The 15,714-nt window shown below is 70.7% G+C and carries 14 protein-coding genes; 13 read left to right on the top strand and 1 reads right to left on the bottom strand.

The annotated features are described in order from the left end of the window. The first annotated feature begins 16 nt into the window (after positions 1 to 16). From JD77_RS14245 to JD77_RS14200, 10 genes are all read left to right on the top strand, one after another. On the top strand, positions 17 to 454 hold the full coding sequence (locus tag JD77_RS14245; RefSeq protein WP_145774827.1) for a DUF6197 family protein: 438 nt from the start codon (positions 17 to 19) through the stop codon (positions 452 to 454). Next, on the top strand, positions 454 to 753 hold the full coding sequence (locus tag JD77_RS14240; protein ID WP_145774826.1) for a hypothetical protein: 300 nt from the start codon (positions 454 to 456) through the stop codon (positions 751 to 753). Before JD77_RS14245 ends, JD77_RS14240 begins: the two co-directional genes overlap by 1 nt. Beyond that, on the top strand, positions 750 to 1,082 hold the full coding sequence (locus JD77_RS14235; RefSeq protein WP_145774825.1) for an RRQRL motif-containing zinc-binding protein: 333 nt from the start codon (positions 750 to 752) through the stop codon (positions 1,080 to 1,082). Before JD77_RS14240 ends, JD77_RS14235 begins: the two co-directional genes overlap by 4 nt. Beyond that, the gene (locus JD77_RS14230; protein WP_145774824.1) at positions 1,079 to 1,381 is read left to right on the top strand and encodes a hypothetical protein; all 303 of its coding nucleotides are present in this window, start codon (positions 1,079 to 1,081) and stop codon (positions 1,379 to 1,381) included. Before JD77_RS14235 ends, JD77_RS14230 begins: the two co-directional genes overlap by 4 nt. Beyond that, positions 1,368 to 2,114, top strand: coding sequence for a hypothetical protein (locus JD77_RS14225; protein WP_145774823.1), 747 nt, complete (start codon positions 1,368 to 1,370; stop codon positions 2,112 to 2,114). Before JD77_RS14230 ends, JD77_RS14225 begins: the two co-directional genes overlap by 14 nt. Next, a complete protein-coding gene (locus JD77_RS14220) occupies positions 2,111 to 2,377 on the top strand; it encodes a hypothetical protein (protein WP_145774822.1) in 267 nt (88 codons plus the stop codon). The genes JD77_RS14225 and JD77_RS14220 overlap by 4 nt, the downstream gene beginning before the upstream one ends. After that, entirely contained in the window at positions 2,377 to 4,173 is a 1,797-nt protein-coding gene (locus JD77_RS14215; protein ID WP_145774821.1) for a replication initiator, read from the top strand. Before JD77_RS14220 ends, JD77_RS14215 begins: the two co-directional genes overlap by 1 nt. Positions 4,174 to 4,197: 24 nt before the next feature. Then, positions 4,198 to 4,467, top strand: coding sequence for a helix-turn-helix domain-containing protein (locus JD77_RS14210; protein ID WP_145774820.1), 270 nt, complete (start codon positions 4,198 to 4,200; stop codon positions 4,465 to 4,467). After that, complete coding sequence (locus tag JD77_RS14205) at positions 4,467 to 5,738, top strand: tyrosine-type recombinase/integrase (protein ID WP_246140658.1); 1,272 nt, start codon at positions 4,467 to 4,469, stop codon at positions 5,736 to 5,738. Before JD77_RS14210 ends, JD77_RS14205 begins: the two co-directional genes overlap by 1 nt. A 354-nt stretch (positions 5,739 to 6,092) precedes the next feature. Next, positions 6,093 to 6,899, top strand: coding sequence for an HAD family hydrolase (locus tag JD77_RS14200; RefSeq protein ID WP_145774819.1), 807 nt, complete (start codon positions 6,093 to 6,095; stop codon positions 6,897 to 6,899). 30 nt (positions 6,900 to 6,929) lie between these two features. Here JD77_RS14200 and JD77_RS14195 read toward each other — a convergent pair whose 3' ends face one another. Beyond that, a complete protein-coding gene (locus tag JD77_RS14195) occupies positions 6,930 to 7,676 on the bottom strand; it encodes a Fic family protein (RefSeq protein WP_145774818.1) in 747 nt (248 codons plus the stop codon). 327 nt (positions 7,677 to 8,003) lie between these two features. Here JD77_RS14195 and acs point away from each other — a divergent pair, with 327 nt between their 5' ends. The 3 genes from acs to JD77_RS14180 all read left to right on the top strand — a co-directional run bounded on the left by acs (position 8,004) and on the right by JD77_RS14180 (position 15,700). After that, positions 8,004 to 9,968 carry an acetate--CoA ligase gene (gene acs / locus JD77_RS14190; RefSeq protein WP_145774817.1) on the top strand — a complete coding sequence of 655 codons (1,965 nt, stop codon included), beginning with the start codon at positions 8,004 to 8,006 and terminating at the stop codon, positions 9,966 to 9,968. A gap of 259 nt (positions 9,969 to 10,227) precedes the next feature. Continuing rightward, a complete protein-coding gene (locus JD77_RS14185; protein ID WP_145774816.1) occupies positions 10,228 to 13,017 on the top strand; it encodes an immune inhibitor A domain-containing protein in 2,790 nt (929 codons plus the stop codon). Between the two features lie 379 nt (positions 13,018 to 13,396). Beyond that, positions 13,397 to 15,700, top strand: coding sequence for an immune inhibitor A domain-containing protein (locus JD77_RS14180; RefSeq protein WP_145774815.1), 2,304 nt, complete (start codon positions 13,397 to 13,399; stop codon positions 15,698 to 15,700). The last annotated feature ends 14 nt before the right edge of the window (positions 15,701 to 15,714 follow it).

Here is a 15,714-nt window from a genome sequence, read left to right as displayed (position 1 = left end):
AAAGGACGTGGTTGCCGTGAAGGCTACCCAGAATCCGCCCACCACCGGAACGGTCACTACCGCTGACCTGTTCCGGATGGCTGCCCTCTACCTGCGCCGGCACGGCTGGCACCAGGGCACCTACTACGCCAACACCACCGACACCCCGACCCCGCAGGCCTGCGCCGTCGGGGCCATTGGCATGGCCTGCGCCGGCCGCCGCGCCGACCACTTCTACGGCCTCGACTTCGACACCCAGGTCGTCTTCCGTCAGACCGTCGGTGTCTTCACCGCCTACCTCGACGACCACGAGCCCATCTGCGCCATCGACGAGGACGGCTTCCTCATCGACGAACACACCTCCCCCTTCTCGTGGAACGACGACCCCGGCCGCACCGCCGAGCAGGTCATCACGGCCCTTGAGAACGCCGCTGACGAGTGGGACCGCCTCCACACCGAGGGAGGCGAGAACTGATGAGCACCGTCAAGAAGACCTTGACGCCAATCCGCCCCGCGCAGCGTCGTCGGGAGGTCGTCGAGAACGACGAGTTCGCCGCCTTCGCCCGGCGCATCATCCGCGCCCACGGCCGCCGCGTCGCCACCGGCGACGTCGAAGCCCTCCGCGACCTCGTCGCCCTGTCGTCAGCCATCGACGACGCCGTCGGTCAAGCCGTGATCGGCCTGCGGGCCTTCGGCTACTCCTGGGCCGAAATCGGCTCCCGCCTCGGCATCAGCCGTCAAGCCGCCCAGCAGCGCTGGGGAGGCCACGCATGACCACCACCAACCCGGCCGGGTTCCCGACCTTCGCCTACCGGATGGCACCTAACGGCCTGGCCACCCGCCGCCAACTCCGCGCCGCCGGCCTCCGCCCGGGCGGACACGACCCGGTCGCCCAGATCACCTGGCGGCGCGGCAAGCGCGTCGCCTACCTCTACCGCCTCGACCTCGCCGCACCCAAACGGGTCGCTACGCCGGCCCAGCGGGAGGCCATCAACAAGGCCCTGCGCGCGCGCCGCACCTGCGGTGTCTGCGGCCTCGTCCAGCCCTACTACATCCCCCGCCGCTACGGCTGCTGCCTCGACTGCCACGGAGGTACCCCATGACCACCCACGCCACGAACGCCGCCGCCGAGCAGCGGATGGCTCCCGACGACTATGTCGTCACCACCGTCGCCGGTGACTTCGCCGACGATGGCCGGCTGGCCTTTCACGCGTTCCTCGCCGGCTACTACGCCGAGTCGATCCGCCTCATTCACCGCGCCCACCTCACCGACTGCACCGTCGCCGCCGGCGACAACTGCCCCACCTGCAACGCGATCCGGGGTGGCCTGGTCGGTCTGCTCGCTGAGCAGCGCACCGACACCACCACCGGCCGGGAGGTGAGCGGCCGTGACCCGCGCTAACCACACCACCCGGGGCACCCGGACCGAGGGCGTCGTCCTGGTCCTCATCCTGCTCACCGTCGCCGGCTTTGCCGGAGCCGCCTCCTTCACCCACGTCAAGGACTGGACCCTCGCCAACTCCCCCACGGGCACCGGGGAGTGGTTCGGCTGGGCCAACGCGGTCATCTCCGAACTCGTCCCCATCGCCGCACTCTTGACGATCCGCCGACGCCGCCGCAACGGCGCACCCATCGGCTACCCGCTGTTCCTGCTCATCGCCGCCGCCGGCCTCTCCCTCGCCGCACAACTCGCCGTCGCCAAACCCGGCCCGTCCGGATGGCTGCTTTCGGCCGTGCCCGCCCTCGCGTTCATGGCCCTGGTGAAGCTCGTCCTCGCCCCGGCACCCGCTGCCACCGAGGACACGACGCCGGCCGCCGAGCCGGTCGAGCCGATCCGCGTCCAGGTGGCCGAACAGGTCACCGAGCCGGCACCGTCGGCCGCCATCACCCACGCCCCCGAACCGGCCCCGACCCCGGCCCCCGTGCCGGTCGTCGAGCCGGAGCCCGTCACCGTGCCGGCCGTCGAGCCGGTCGACGTCCCCACCCACCTGCTGCCCATGGCCCGCTTCGCCGCCGTGCAGCACGAACAATCCACCGGAACACCGATCACGCCGGTCGAGCTGGCCGACCGGCTCGACATCACCCCGGCCGCCGCCGGCCACCTCCTCACCACCATCGGCGGTGGTGCCCGATGACCATCCACGCCGTCGACGTCGTGCACATCCTGCACACCTGCCCCGGCGAACCTGAGCCGCACCCCTACGACACCCGCCGCATCCTCGTCGACGTCATCCCCGGCGGGCCTTGCCGGACACCGGTCACCGTCCGCTGCGGCGGACAGACCGTCCAGATCCCGTGCCACCGGCACGAGCCGGCCACGCGCCAGTGCGGCGCCTGCCGGATCATCGTCACCGAACGCACCATCACCACCCGCACCCACACCGGGGCTGCGGCTTGATGGCGTCGACGCTGGACCTCACACCCCGGACTTCGGCCCGGGGTGTGGGCTCGAACGCCGACACCATCCCACCCGTCTACGCCTACACCGCCGCCGGCTCCGCCTTCGAACGCGCCACCCAACCCGACTACTTCGGCTGGATCGAGCACGTCCGGGCCGCCGGCGGCTGCACTCGCCCGATCCGGCTGGCCGGGCAACTGCTCACCGTCGACCCGGCCACCGGCCGCGTGCTCGGTGAGCGGCACACCGACGGGATGCCGGACTCGGTCATCTACACCGCCTGCGGCAACCGCCGGGCCACCGTCTGCCCGTCCTGCGCGCAGACCTACCAGCGCGACGCGTTCCAACTCCTACGTGCCGGCCTCGTCGGCGGCAAGGGCGTACCGGAGTCGGTCGCCGAGCATCCGGCCGTGTTCGCCACGTTCACCGCACCGTCGTTCGGGCCGGTCCACGCCCGGGTGGTCAAGCGGCACACCTGCGCCAATCGGAAGCGCTGCGACTGCCGCGCCGAGCCGTGCCACGCCCGCCGCGCCACCGACCCGACCGCCGGCCTCTGCCCCCACGGCCGGCCCGCTGTCTGCTGGGCAAGGCACGAGCAGGGTGACGCGGTGCTCGGCCGGCCGTTGTGCCTGGACTGCTACGACCACGACCACCAGGTCGTGTGGAACCTGTTCTCCGGCGAACTCTGGCACCGCACCAAGCAAGCCGCGGAACGCTGGCTCGCCAAACTCGCCCGCCGCCGCGGCATCCCCCGCGTCGAGATCGTCACCGCCTCCGGCAAGACCCGCAAGGTCCCCCCGGTCCGGCTGTCACCCGGAAAGGTCGCCGAACTCCAAGCACGGGGAGCGGTCCACTTCCACGCCATCGCCCGCCTCGACGGCGTCAACCCCGACAACCCCGACGCCGTCGTCCCCCCACCGGCCGGGTTCACCGTCGCCGACCTCGTCGACGCGCTCCGCCACGCCGCCGCCCAGATCGCGTTCCACACCCCGAACCACCCCGACCGGCCCGACGGGTGGCCGATCGCCTGGGGAGAGCAGGTCGACCTCGAACCCATCGCCACCGACGGCAGCGGCGAGGTCACCGATGGCATGGTCGCCGGCTACCTTGCCAAGTACGCCACCAAAAGCACCGAGGCCACCGGGCACACCTCCACCCGCCTGACTGCGGACACCATCGGCGACTACGCCGACCCCGACGGCGACCACACCGCCCGCCTCATCGACGCCTGCTGGCGCATCGGACGACCCACCGGCACACCCGTCCCGCTGTCCGAGCGGCCCCGCGACCCGCGACCCACGCCCGGCTTCGTCGATCGCTGGGAGTGCCCCGATTGCGGCACCCACACCCGCTACGCCTCCTGCCCCGTCTGCGTCGCCGAGCGTCAAGCCGCCCTTGACACCGAACCGACGAAACCGGCGACGGCCAACCCGTACGCCCGGCTACGCCGCTGGGCTCACATGCTCGGCTACGGCGGCCACTTCCTCACCAAAGGCCGCCGCTACTCGGTCACGTTCCAACTCCTACGCGACACCCGCATCGCGTACCGCAGGCACGAGGACCACGCCCACGAGCACCCCACCGCCGCCGGCCCACCCGCCGAGCAGCGCGACGAGGTAACCACGCTCATCGTCGGCACCCTCACCTTCGCCGGCGTCGGCTGGCACACCACCGGCGACGCACTCCTCGCCAACACCGCCGCCGCCATGGCCCGCGAACGACGAACCACCGGCCGCGAAGAACTCGCCCACGAACACGCCACCACCCCGGCCGGCACCGCGCCGGCTGCCGCCTGATCCGACCTGAGGAGGTCACCTCTCATGAGCGCCACCGCTCGCAGCAACCCCGTCGTCCGGCTCGTACCGCGTGCCACCGGAAGCGTCATCGAGCCCGTCACCTACACCGTCCAGGAGGTCGCCAAGCTGCTCGGCATCTCGCTCGGGAGCACCTACGCCCTCGTCCGCGACGGCACCATCCCGGCGACCCGCCTCGGTGGCCGCTGGCTGATCCCCCGCGCCCGCTTCCATGCCTGGCTGGACGGCATCGCCGAACCGGCCGCCACCGGCACCGACCACGGACGGAGGCGCTGATGGGATTCGTCCGCAAGACTCCGGCCGGCACCTTCCGCGCCTGCTGGCGCGACCCTGCCGGCAAGCAGAAGTCGAAGAGCTTCCGCACCAAGCGGGAGGCCAATGCCTTCCTCGCGGATGTCGAGGGCACCCTCAACCGGGGCACCTACGTCAACCCGCACGCCGGCCGGACCCGGTTCGGTGACTTCGCCCAGCAGTGGCTAGCGACCCGGACTGTCGAGGCACGCACCACCGAACGGACGGTGTCCATGCTCCGGGCCCATCTCCTGCCGAAATGGGGTGACTGGCCGCTCGGGAAGGTCGACTTCATGTCGGTACAGGAGTGGGTGACGGGCCTGAGCCGGCAACTCGCTCCCACCACCGTCGCCAAGTGCTACCAGCTGCTGTCGATGATCCTCCGCACGGCCGTTCAGGCGCGGCTGATCGCCACCAACCCGGCGGAGGGTGTGAGGCTCCCTCGGGACCGATCGCGGGACGTCAAGCCGGTCACGATCAGCCGGGAGGACTTCTTCGGCAAGCTGCTCCCGGCCGTACCGCCCCGCCATCGGGCGATCGTTTGCGCCGCTGCCGGTGCGGGCCTGCGGTGGGGTGAGTGCGCCGGGCTCACCTGGTCATCGGTCGACCTCGACCGGGCCTTGCTGCGCGTGGTCCAGGTCGCCGAAGAGACCCACGGCGGCATCCTGCTCCGTCCGTACCCGAAGAGCCGTGCCGGCGTCCGAACGGTGCCACTGCCTGATTTCCTGGTGGCCGCGCTTCGCCAGCTGCTCACCGCGGCCGGCGACCCGGACCCGCGAACCCTCGTGTTCCGCGACCGAGTTGGGCGCCCGCTTCGCCGGTCCAACTTCCGTCGGCGGGTCTGGCTGCCCTCGCTGGTCCGCGCCGGCCTGCTCGGCCAGGTCGTCAACACCGGCCCGCATCGGTACCGCGCGGTCTGGCCTGATCGGGAGGGCGTCGAGTGGTCGGCGGAGTTCACCACCGAGCGGGAGGCGGTCGCCTATGTGGCGGCCAAGGCTGCCGACGGGATGCGGTTCCACGACCTGCGGCACGCCTACGCCACCTGGCTCGTCACCGACGGCGTCCCGGTCAACCTGGTGCAGCGGGTCATGGGGCACGAGCAGGCGTCAACGACGCTGAACCGTTACACGCACACCCCGGACGACTACGCCGCCCGCGTCCTGGCTGCCTTCGACATCTCTGCTGCCTCTCTGCTGCCTCCGGACGAGGAAACACCCTCGGAGAGCGCCTTGGACGAGGACGAGGAGGGCCTGTGACTTGCGGCGAAGCGTTCAGCAGGCAAAGGGACGACCCCCGTCGGGGGGAGACGGGGGTCGTCGGGGTTCGGCTCCGGGGGGGTTGAGCCGAACCGACTCAGCGGTCACGGGGGGTGCAACCGCCGAGAGTCTGCTGTTGTCCGACACATGAATACTCGTCGTAAGCACAAGCATGCCTGAGCGGACCCGTATACGTCGAGTACCGCCGCCCCCACTCCGCGCGAATCGATACTCAGAGAGTGTGATCGCCGCCACTCAGGGCAGGGGAGGATAGGGGTCACCCCAGAACCCGGGCCGGAGTCCCCCACCCCAGGCACCCGCCGACCATAGACCATCGGGCTAGACTTTCGCGCCGTGGGCCGAAGTGCCGCTTTCTTCGATCTGGACAAGACCGTCATCGCCAAGTCGAGTGCCTTGGCGTTTGGTCGGCCGTTCTACCGGGATGGGCTGATCACGCGGCGGGACGTGGTGAAGTCCGCGTACGCGCAGCTGATGTTCCGGCTGGGCGGCACCGACGAGCAGACCATGGCCAAGACCAGGGACTATCTCGCCACGCTCTGTAAGGGCTGGAAGGTGGAGCAGGTCCGCCAGATCGTCGCGGAGACACTGCACGAGTTGATCAACCCCTACGTGTACGCCGAGGCGGCGGCCCTGATCGAGGAGCACCAGGCCGCCGGCCGGGACGTCGTGCTGGTCTCCGCGTCCGGCGAGGAGATGGTCCGGCCGATCGGCGAGCTCCTCGGGGTGACCGACGTGATCGCCACCCGGATGGCGGTGGCGGACGGCCGCTACAGCGGCGAGGTGGAGTTCTACGCCGCCGGCCCGAGCAAGGTCGAGGCGGTCAACGAGCTGGCCAAGCTGCGCGACTACGACCTCGCCGACTCGTACGCGTACTCGGACTCGGTCAGCGACCGGCCCCTGCTGGAGTGCGTCGGCCACCCGACCGCCGTCAACCCCGACCGGGCGCTGCGCAAGCTGGCGAGCGAGAACGCCTGGCCGGTCCTCGAGTTCCGGCACCCGATCCCGCTGGGCCGCCGGCTGCGGGAGCGCCCCGCCGTCCCGGTCGCCGCCGCGGCCCTGGGGGTGGGCGTGGGCGTGGCCATCGGCATCGCCTGGTACGGCCGCCACCGCCGCACCCGCGCCACGACCGCCTCCTCCTGAGCCGCCTCTCGCCGGGCCGGGGCCGGCCCGCTACCCGGCGGCGAGGATCTCGTCGCCGACGGCGGTGAGCTGATCGGCGGCGAGTTCCACGGACGCCATGTAGTGCCGTAGCCAGGAGCGGAGGCCGTCCGGGGTGCCGGTGGCGAACGCGCCGGCCGAGCCGACGTACTCGGGCTCCCGCTCGCGGTGGCCGACGTCGACGCCGATCAGGCCGCGCGGGTCGAACCCGGTGGAGATCAGCACGAGCCGGGCTGCCCCCCGGGCCACCACCCCGGACGGCCCGGCGAACGGCCGCAGTGCCAGCAGCTCGCCGTGCACCACGGCGGCGAGCACCAGCGGGGAGACCTTCGTGCCGCCGGCGACCAGGCCGGCCAGCCCGTCCAGCCGCGCGCCGACCGCCGGGTCGGCCACCGGCCGCCCCAGCTCCTCCTCGGGTACGACGCCCCGCGCGGCGAGCACGTGCAGTCGGGCGAGGACCTGCCGGGGCGCCTGCCGCCAGCGGTCGGCCAGCCCGGGCAGCGCCCCGGCCACCCGCAGCGCCCCCTGGAGCACCGGGTCGGTGACCGTGCCGGCCCGCACGGCCTCGCGCTCGTGGGCGTACCCCTCCAGGGCGGCGCTGGCCACCGCGGACCGGAGGCTGACCTCGGCCGCGACCTGGCCACCGTGCCGGCGCAGCGCGCGGTGCCGCATCGCCTCGTCGGCCCGGTCGCGGGCCCGCTCGACGGCGGGGGCGATGTCGGCGAGCGTGAGCAGCGGGGCGAGCGGGTCGGTGGTCACCCGAGCACGCTATCGACTTACGCGGCGCTCCGGCGCGGCAGCCGCCGGTGACGCGACGCGGGCCGCCCACGCGCTGCTCGCGACGCGCTCCGGCGCGGCAGCCGCCGGTGACGCGACGCGGGCCGCCCACGCGCTGCTCGCGACGCCGTGAGAGGGGTGTCCTTCTCTTCCGCAGGCGTTGCCAGGGGCCCTTTCCTACAGCTCGGCGCGCGGTGGGGGCCGCTCGGCGCGGGCGGACTCCGGGAGGTGTCGCGGGGGTGTAGCCGGCACGGCTACCCTCTGCGGGGGTAGGAGACGCGGGTCACGAAAGCGACGAGGAGTCACGGCATGAGCGAGGCACTGGCCAATCTGCTGAACGAGACCCGGCAGTTCCCGCCCCCGGCCGCACTCGCCGCGAACGCCAACGTCAAGGCCGACGCGTACGCGGAGGCAGCGGCGGACCGGCTCGGCTTCTGGGCGAAGCAGGCGGGCCGGCTGACCTGGGCCCGGCAGTGGGACGAGGTGCTCGACTGGTCGAACCCGCCGTTCGCGAGGTGGTTCGTCGGCGGGCAGCTCAACGTGGCGTACAACTGCCTGGACCGGCACGTCGAGGCGGGCCGGGGCGACCGGGTGGCCATCCACTGGGAGGGCGAGCCGGGCGACACCCGCACCCTGACGTACGCGGACCTGCACCGGCTCACCTGCCAGGCCGCGAACGCGCTGACCGAGCTGGGTGTGACGGCGGGCGATCGGGTGGCGATCTACCTGCCGATGGTCCCGGAGGCGGCGGTGGCCATGCTGGCCTGCGCCCGGATCGGCGCCACCCACAGCGTGGTGTTCGGCGGCTTCTCCGCCGACGCGCTGACCAACCGGATCCAGGACGCCGCCGCCAAGGTGGTCATCACCGCCGACGGTGGCTACCGGCGGGGCAAGCCGTCCGCGTTGAAGCCGACCGTGGACGAGGCGGTGGCGAACTGCCCGTCGGTGGAGCACGTGCTGGTCGTGCGCCGCACCGGCGAGGAGGTGGCCTGGTCGGCCAAGGACCGCTGGTGGCACGAGACGGTGGAGCAGGCGTCGACCGAGCACGCGGCCCAGCCGTTCGACGCCGAGCACCCGCTGTTCATCCTCTACACCAGCGGCACCACGGCCCGGCCGAAGGGCATCCTGCACACCACCGGCGGCTACCTGACCCAGACGTCGTACACCACGCACGCCGTCTTCGACCTGAAGCCGGAGACCGACGTCTACTGGTGCACCGCCGACATCGGCTGGGTGACCGGCCACTCCTACATCGTGTACGGCCCGCTCTCCAACGGTGCCACCCAGGTGATGTACGAGGGCACCCCGGACACCCCGCACAAGGGTCGGTTCTGGGAGATCGTCGACAAATACAGGGTGAGCATCCTGTACACCGCGCCGACGCTGATCCGCACCATGATGAAGTGGGGCGAGGACATTCCGGCCGGGTACGACCTGTCCTCGCTGCGGCTGCTGGGCAGCGTCGGCGAGCCGATCAACCCGGAGGCGTGGATCTGGTACCGCCAGCACGTCGGCCGGGGCCGGCTGCCGATCGTGGACACCTGGTGGCAGACCGAGACCGGCGCGGTCATGATCTCGCCGCTGCCCGGCGTCACGGAGGCCAAGCCGGGCTCGGCGATGACTCCGCTGCCGGGCATCGTCGCCGACGTGGTGGACGACCAGGGGCAGTCGGTGCCCAACGGCGGTGGCGGCTACCTGGTGCTGCGTGAGCCGTGGCCGTCGATGCTGCGCACCATCTGGGGCGACGACAACCGGTTCATCGAGACGTACTGGTCGCGGTTCGAGGGGATGTACTTCGCGGGCGACGGGGCGAAGAAGGACGACGACGGGCACATCTGGCTGCTCGGCCGGGTCGACGACGTGATGCTGGTGTCCGGGCACAACATCTCCACGACGGAGGTGGAGTCGGCGCTGGTCAGCCACCCGTCGGTGGCGGAGGCGGCGGTGGTGGGCGCCACCGACCCGACCACCGGGCAGGCGATCGTCGCGTTCACCATCCCCCGCGGCAACGTGGACACGGCCGGCGAGGCGGGCGAGAAGCTCATCGCCGACCTGCGCAACCACGTCGCGCGGACGCTCGGGCCGATCGCCAAGCCCCGGCAGATCATGCTGGTGCCGGAGCTGCCGAAGACCCGCTCGGGCAAGATCATGCGCCGGCTGCTGCGGGACGTGGCGGAGAACCGGTCGCTGGGCGACGTCACCACGCTCCAGGACTCCTCGGTGATGGACCTGATCTCCTCCGGCATGTCGGGCGGCAAGTCCGACGAGGACTGACGGCAGGCGTACCCCCCGGTGGGTGGCGGTCCGCGCGGACCGTCACCCACCGCTCTTTTTCCGGGTACGCGGACGGACGGTGACCGGCGCGTGTCAGACGGTCGGGGGAGGCGGGACCGGCCTGAACGGACACAGGGAACGCCTGCCCCTGTCGGAGGCGAAAGTTCTCCTTTAGGTTCAGCCGCATCGGCCGGTTCGACAGGCGTCGTTACGACGGACGACCGGACGGTTTCTTTCCCATGCCCGAGAACGGAGCGGCATGCACACGAATCCCCCACGCGGGTCACGCCGACGCATACTCGTCGCGCTGCCCGCCATCGCCCTCGCGGCCGCGTCACTGACCGTGACCGGCACCGCGTCGGCCGAGACGACCAGTCCCGCCGCCGCCATCGGCGCGGACGAGTACTACATCAACTACGCCGAGCCCGAGGTGCAGCCGGACACCGGCGGCAAGGAGGTCAAGGGCGCGGACGGGATCTACGTCTCGGCTGCGGACGAGGCCCGGGCGTACGACCGGAAGTACGCCGGGGGCAACCCGGTCGCGGCACGGGAGCTGGCCAAGCTCGAGGCCAAGGCGATCAAGACGAAGAAGAGCCCGAAGAGGATCAAGCAGGCTCCGAGCACGCAGACCGCCAAGCTGCTGACCCTGCTGGTGGAGTTCAACGACCAGGCCAACGACGACTTCACCAACGTCATGGTCCCGAAGACGGTGTTCGAGGACCGCACCTGCGTTCCCGGCACGGTGCAGAACGGGCCGAAGCACAACAACATCGCCAACCCGGCGACGCTCCCGCACGAGGACAACAACTCGATGTGGGTGCCGGACTTCTCCCCGGCCCACTACGACAAGATGCTCTACAGCAAGACGGGCATCACGGAGCGGGTCCGCCCGGACCTGACCGGGCCGGACGGCCAGCCGGGCATCAGCCTGGCCGGCCGGACCATGCACAACATGTACCTGGAGATGTCCAAGGGCGCGTACACGGTGGACGGGCAGGCCAGCCCGTGGATCACCGTGCCGCACTCGGAGGCCTGGTACGCCGCCTCCCGCTGCACCCGTGACGAGAACGGCAACTGGGTCGCCGGCCGGGAGCAGTCGATGAACGGCCACCCGAACAACCCGATCGGCGCGGGCCGGCTGGCCACCGACGCGATCGACGCGCTGGCCGCGATGGACCCGAACTTCCCCTGGGCCGACTACGACATCGAGGACCAGGGCGACCGGGACGGCGACGGCAACTACAACGAGCCGGACGGCGTGATCGACCACCTGGTGCTGGTGCACGCCGGCCAGGGCAAGTCCCGCGGCGGCGGCGACCAGGGCGTGTACGCGGTCTGGGCGCACTCCTCCGCAGTGGCCGGTGGTTACGCCATTCCCGGCACCAACCTGCGGGTGTCGAACTACATCGTGCAGCCGGAGGACGCCGGGCTCGGCGTCTTCGCCCACGAGTTCGGTCACGACCTCGGTCTGCCGGACCTCTACGACACCTCGGGCAACGCCGACTCGGACGTCGACTTCTGGGACCTGATGGCGTCCGGCTCGCACAGCGGCGAGATCTTCCAGGCGCTTCCGAGCCACATGGGCCTCTGGGACAAGTGGGTGCTCGGCTGGGCCGACCCGCTGGAGATCAACCCGGGTGCCGCGCCGCAGGACGTCAAGCTCGGGCAGACCTCGCAGACGCCCCTGGGCAGCAAGGACGGCCTCAAAGTCAACCTGCCGGACAAGGTGATCACGCTGGCCACGCCGCACAGCGGCGCGAACATGTGGTACAGCGGCGCCGACCAGGACTGGGCCGACGTCAAGCTGTCCCGCCAGGTCAGCGTGCCGGCGGCCGCCGACGCGAAGTTCTGGATGTGGAACAACTACGTCATCGAGGCGGACTGGGACTACGGCTTCGTCGAGGTCTCCACCGACGGCGGCGCCACCTGGGCCGAGCAGAAGGTCTACGACGCCAATGGTGCGCTGGTCACCACCAATGACGGGTACGGCGACCCGAACGGCCGGATGGGCGACTACGGCGGCAAGAAGTACGGCCTGACCGGTGACACCCACGGCTGGCGGCACGACTACGTCGACCTGTCGGCGTACGCCGGGCAGAACATCCAGCTCCGGCTCCGCTACGTCACCGACGCCGCCTTCGTGGAGCGCGGCTGGTTCACCGACGACCTCTCGGTCACCGGCGGCGGCGCCACCACCTGGAGCGACGACGCCGAGAGCGGCGCGAACGGCTGGACCAAGACGGGCGGCACCTGGACCGACACCACGGGTGCCGGCTGGCACACCGACGGGGGCACCCAGGTCAAGGCGCACTACTACCTGGCCGAGTGGCGCAACTTCGACGGCTTCGACAAGGGCCTGAAGTACGCCTACGACACGGTCTACTCGCACGAGGCGTGGAAGGTCGACAAGATCGCGTACAACGCCCCGGGCATGCTGGTCTGGTACCGGGACACGATGCTGGGCGACGTCAACCACGTGACCGCGCAGCTCACCGCGCTGCCGAGCTACGGTGCCAAGGGCGGCCTGCTGATCGTGGACTCGCACTTCGACCCGTACCGGCGGCAGGGTGAGGCGGCCGTGAAGGACCCGTCGGCGCTGGACAACCTGCCCAGCCGTCCGCAGTCGGCCAATGCCGCGTTCGGCCTCACGCCGACGTACCCGTTCAAGGAGTGCCTCGAGGCCGCGGGCGAGCCGTACAGCGAGTACTGCACCAGCTTCCCGGCGCAGCCGGCGGTGCCGACCTTCACCGACGCCAAGGGCTGGTACCCGGGCATCGAGATCCGCAACGGCTCGGCGTTCGCCCGGGACAGCGACGCCTCGGTGGTCCTGCCGTCGCGCGGCAACGCGAGGTACACCACCCGGGTCGTGAACCCGGACGGTACGCCGGCGACCTCGTTCTACGGCGTCACCCTGGGCGGCGGGGCGATCGTGCTGGGCACCGGCAACCCGGGTGACCAGGGCGTGGGCTACGGCGTCTCGATCACCGTCAGGAAGACCGCGAAGGACAACAGCTACGCGCACGTGTACGTCACGGCCGCCCAGCCCTGACCTCACCCGCGCGTCGGGACACCCGGCGGGGCCCGTTCGGAGCAGAATGCTCCGGACGGGCCCCGTCCTTGTTGTTCTTCCGCGATCCGCCGGCCGCGGCTCGCGTGACGTGGCGGCACCCGTCGGCGCTCCCGTGCAGGGACCCTCATAACCACGTCGGGCCAGGTGATCGTGGCCAAAACGTAACGTGAACCAGCGTCGCGTTGCTGGACTGATTGGGGCCAATTTGATGGCCTTCTGTTCTCACGTACAACGTTCTCCAATCCTAATTGCCCCGTGACAACCGCCGATCGCTCTGCCAGGGTGAGGAGCGCATGACATGACAGTGCGGACGTGAGTCACGCCTGCCATGTAACACATCCACAAAGGAGGAGGACCTTTGAGGAGACGAGTCACGGCGGGCCTGGCCTCGGCCACGGCCGCGCTGCTGGCGGCCGGCGTCGTCACGGCCCCGGCGTCCGCCGCCCCGGTGGCGGGCCCGACCCCTGCGGCCGAGAAGGTGCGGCACAAGGACAACCTGCCCGACCCGAAGGCTGACCAGCACCGGGAGCTCCGCAAGCAGGCCATCTCCGACCTGCTGAAGGGCAAGGCCAAGCTCCAGACGCGCAACGGCTCCAAGGTCATCCAGGTCAAGAAGGACAAGTTCGTCGAGTACCAGCAGGCGCCGAAGACGGACCCGATCTTCACGATGCTGGTCAACTTCGGCAACCAGACCGACCCGCGGACCGGGGGCACCCCGGGCCCGGTGGTCAACCAGATCCCCGAGCCGGACCGCAACTGGGACGGCAGCGCCACCGACGACAACAGCACCCTGTGGCGGTCCAACTTCGACCGGGCCCACTACCTGGACATGTTCTACGGTCCGGGCGAGTCGATGCGGGACTTCTACCTCAAGCAGTCCGGCGGCCGGTACACCGTCGGCGGCGATGTGAGCGACTGGGTCACCGTGCCCTACAACGAGGCCCGGTACGGCAGCAACAACATCTCCGAGGCCGACGGCTACTGGAACTTCGTCAAGGACAGCGCCACGGCGTGGTACCAGTCGCAGGTCGCCGCCGGTAAGACGCCGCAGCAGATCAAGGACTACCTCGCGCAGTTCGACGTCTGGGACCGGTACGACGGCGACGGCGACGGCAACTTCAACGAGCCCGACGGCTACATCGACCACTTCCAGGCGGTGCATGCGGGCGAGGGCGAGGAGGCCGGTGGCGGCGCCGAGGGCGAGGACGCCATCTGGTCGCACCGGTGGGCCGCGTTCCCGAACCTGGCCGGCGTCGCCGGCCCGCAGGGCAACCTGGCCGGCGGCGTGCAGATCGGCGACACCGGGCTGTGGATCCGTGACTACACCACGGAGCCGGAGAACGGCGGCCTCGGCGTGTTCGCGCACGAGTACGGCCACGACCTCGGTCTGCCGGACCTGTACGACACCGCCGGCGGCGACAACGGCGTCGGCTTCTGGAGCCTGATGTCCTCGGGCTCGTGGCTGAGCCACGGCACCGACGACATCGGTTCGACCCCGGGCTACATGGACCCGTGGTCGAAGCTGTTCCTCGGCTGGCTGAACTACTCGACCGTCGAGTACGGCAAGGGCACCACCCAGGTGGTCCTCGGCCCGGCGGGCGACTTCGACGGGCCGAAGGCCCAGGCCGTTGTGGTGAACCTGCCGTCGACGACCCAGACCACCAGCTACAACACCCCGTTCGCCGGCGCGAACGAGTGGTGGGGCGGCAGCGCGGACGACCTGAACACCACGCTGACCCGCACGCTGGACCTGACCGGTGCGACGTCCGCGTCGATCACCGCGAAGGCCTGGTACGACATCGAGGAGGACTACGACTTCCTCTACGCCGAGGTGTCCACCAACGGTGGCACGAGCTGGACCCAGCTGAGCAACTCGCTCATCGACGCCGGCGAGACCGGTGTCGACGGCTCCACCAGCGGCAACTGGGTCGACCTGACCTACGACCTGTCCGCCTTCGCCGGGCAGACCGTGCAGTTCCGCTACCGCTACGCCACCGACGGCGGCGTGCACCTGGCCGGCGCGTTCCTGGACAACATCTCGCTGGTCAAGAACGGCGCCGCCGCCTGGACCGACGGCGCGGAGACGCTGGACGCGGCGTGGACGGCGCGGGGCTTCACCCGGATGGGTGGCTCGGTGACCGACGAGTACCCCCGCTTCTACATCGCGGAGAACCGGACGTACTTCGGGTACGACGACACCCTCCGCACCGGTGGGTACAACTACGGTTTCAACAACACCCGCCCGAACTGGGTGGAGCGGTTCTCGGTCCAGCCCGGCCTGCTGGTCTGGTACGTGAACTACGCCTACGGCGACAACAACACCCGGCAGCACCCGGGCTTCGGCCTGAACCTGCCGGTGGACGTCCGCCCGGGTGAGATCGCGGTTTCCGGCCAGGGCCGGATCACCAACCGGCGTAACGGCTACGACGCGACGTTCAGCCTGTACGCCAAGCCGGCGCAGACGTTCCACGTCAACGGCGTGCCGGTCACGGTGCCGCAGCTGAACCCGAACCCGGTGTTCAACGACAGCAACGTGAACGCGTACTGGTCGGCCGGCAACCCGTGGAACTCGGTGAAGGTGGCCGGTACCGGCACCACCATCACCATCGTGGGCCAGGGCAAGAAGGCGACCGACAACATGGTCGTCCGGATCCACAACTGATCTGACGATCGGCG

Origin of the sequence: Micromonospora olivasterospora (assembly GCF_007830265.1) — a bacterium.
GTDB lineage: Bacteria > Actinomycetota > Actinomycetes > Mycobacteriales > Micromonosporaceae > Micromonospora > Micromonospora olivasterospora.
The sequence above is the reverse complement of the archived record's forward strand: the minus strand, read 5'-3'. Positions and strand labels throughout refer to the sequence as shown.

Excerpts from the sequence above, each read along its gene's own strand:
- JD77_RS14240 (WP_145774826.1), top strand. The coding sequence starts at position 454 with ATGAGCACCGTCAAGAAGACCTTGACGCCAATCCGCCCCGCGCAGCGT.
- JD77_RS14235 (WP_145774825.1), top strand. The coding sequence starts at position 750 with ATGACCACCACCAACCCGGCCGGGTTCCCGACCTTCGCCTACCGGATG.
- JD77_RS14230 (WP_145774824.1), top strand. The coding sequence starts at position 1,079 with ATGACCACCCACGCCACGAACGCCGCCGCCGAGCAGCGGATGGCTCCC.
- JD77_RS14220 (WP_145774822.1), top strand. The coding sequence starts at position 2,111 with ATGACCATCCACGCCGTCGACGTCGTGCACATCCTGCACACCTGCCCC.
- JD77_RS14215 (WP_145774821.1), top strand. The coding sequence starts at position 2,377 with ATGGCGTCGACGCTGGACCTCACACCCCGGACTTCGGCCCGGGGTGTG.
- JD77_RS14210 (WP_145774820.1), top strand. The coding sequence starts at position 4,198 with ATGAGCGCCACCGCTCGCAGCAACCCCGTCGTCCGGCTCGTACCGCGT.
- JD77_RS14205 (WP_246140658.1), top strand. The coding sequence starts at position 4,467 with ATGGGATTCGTCCGCAAGACTCCGGCCGGCACCTTCCGCGCCTGCTGG.
- acs (WP_145774817.1), top strand. The coding sequence starts at position 8,004 with ATGAGCGAGGCACTGGCCAATCTGCTGAACGAGACCCGGCAGTTCCCG.
- JD77_RS14185 (WP_145774816.1), top strand. The coding sequence starts at position 10,228 with ATGCACACGAATCCCCCACGCGGGTCACGCCGACGCATACTCGTCGCG.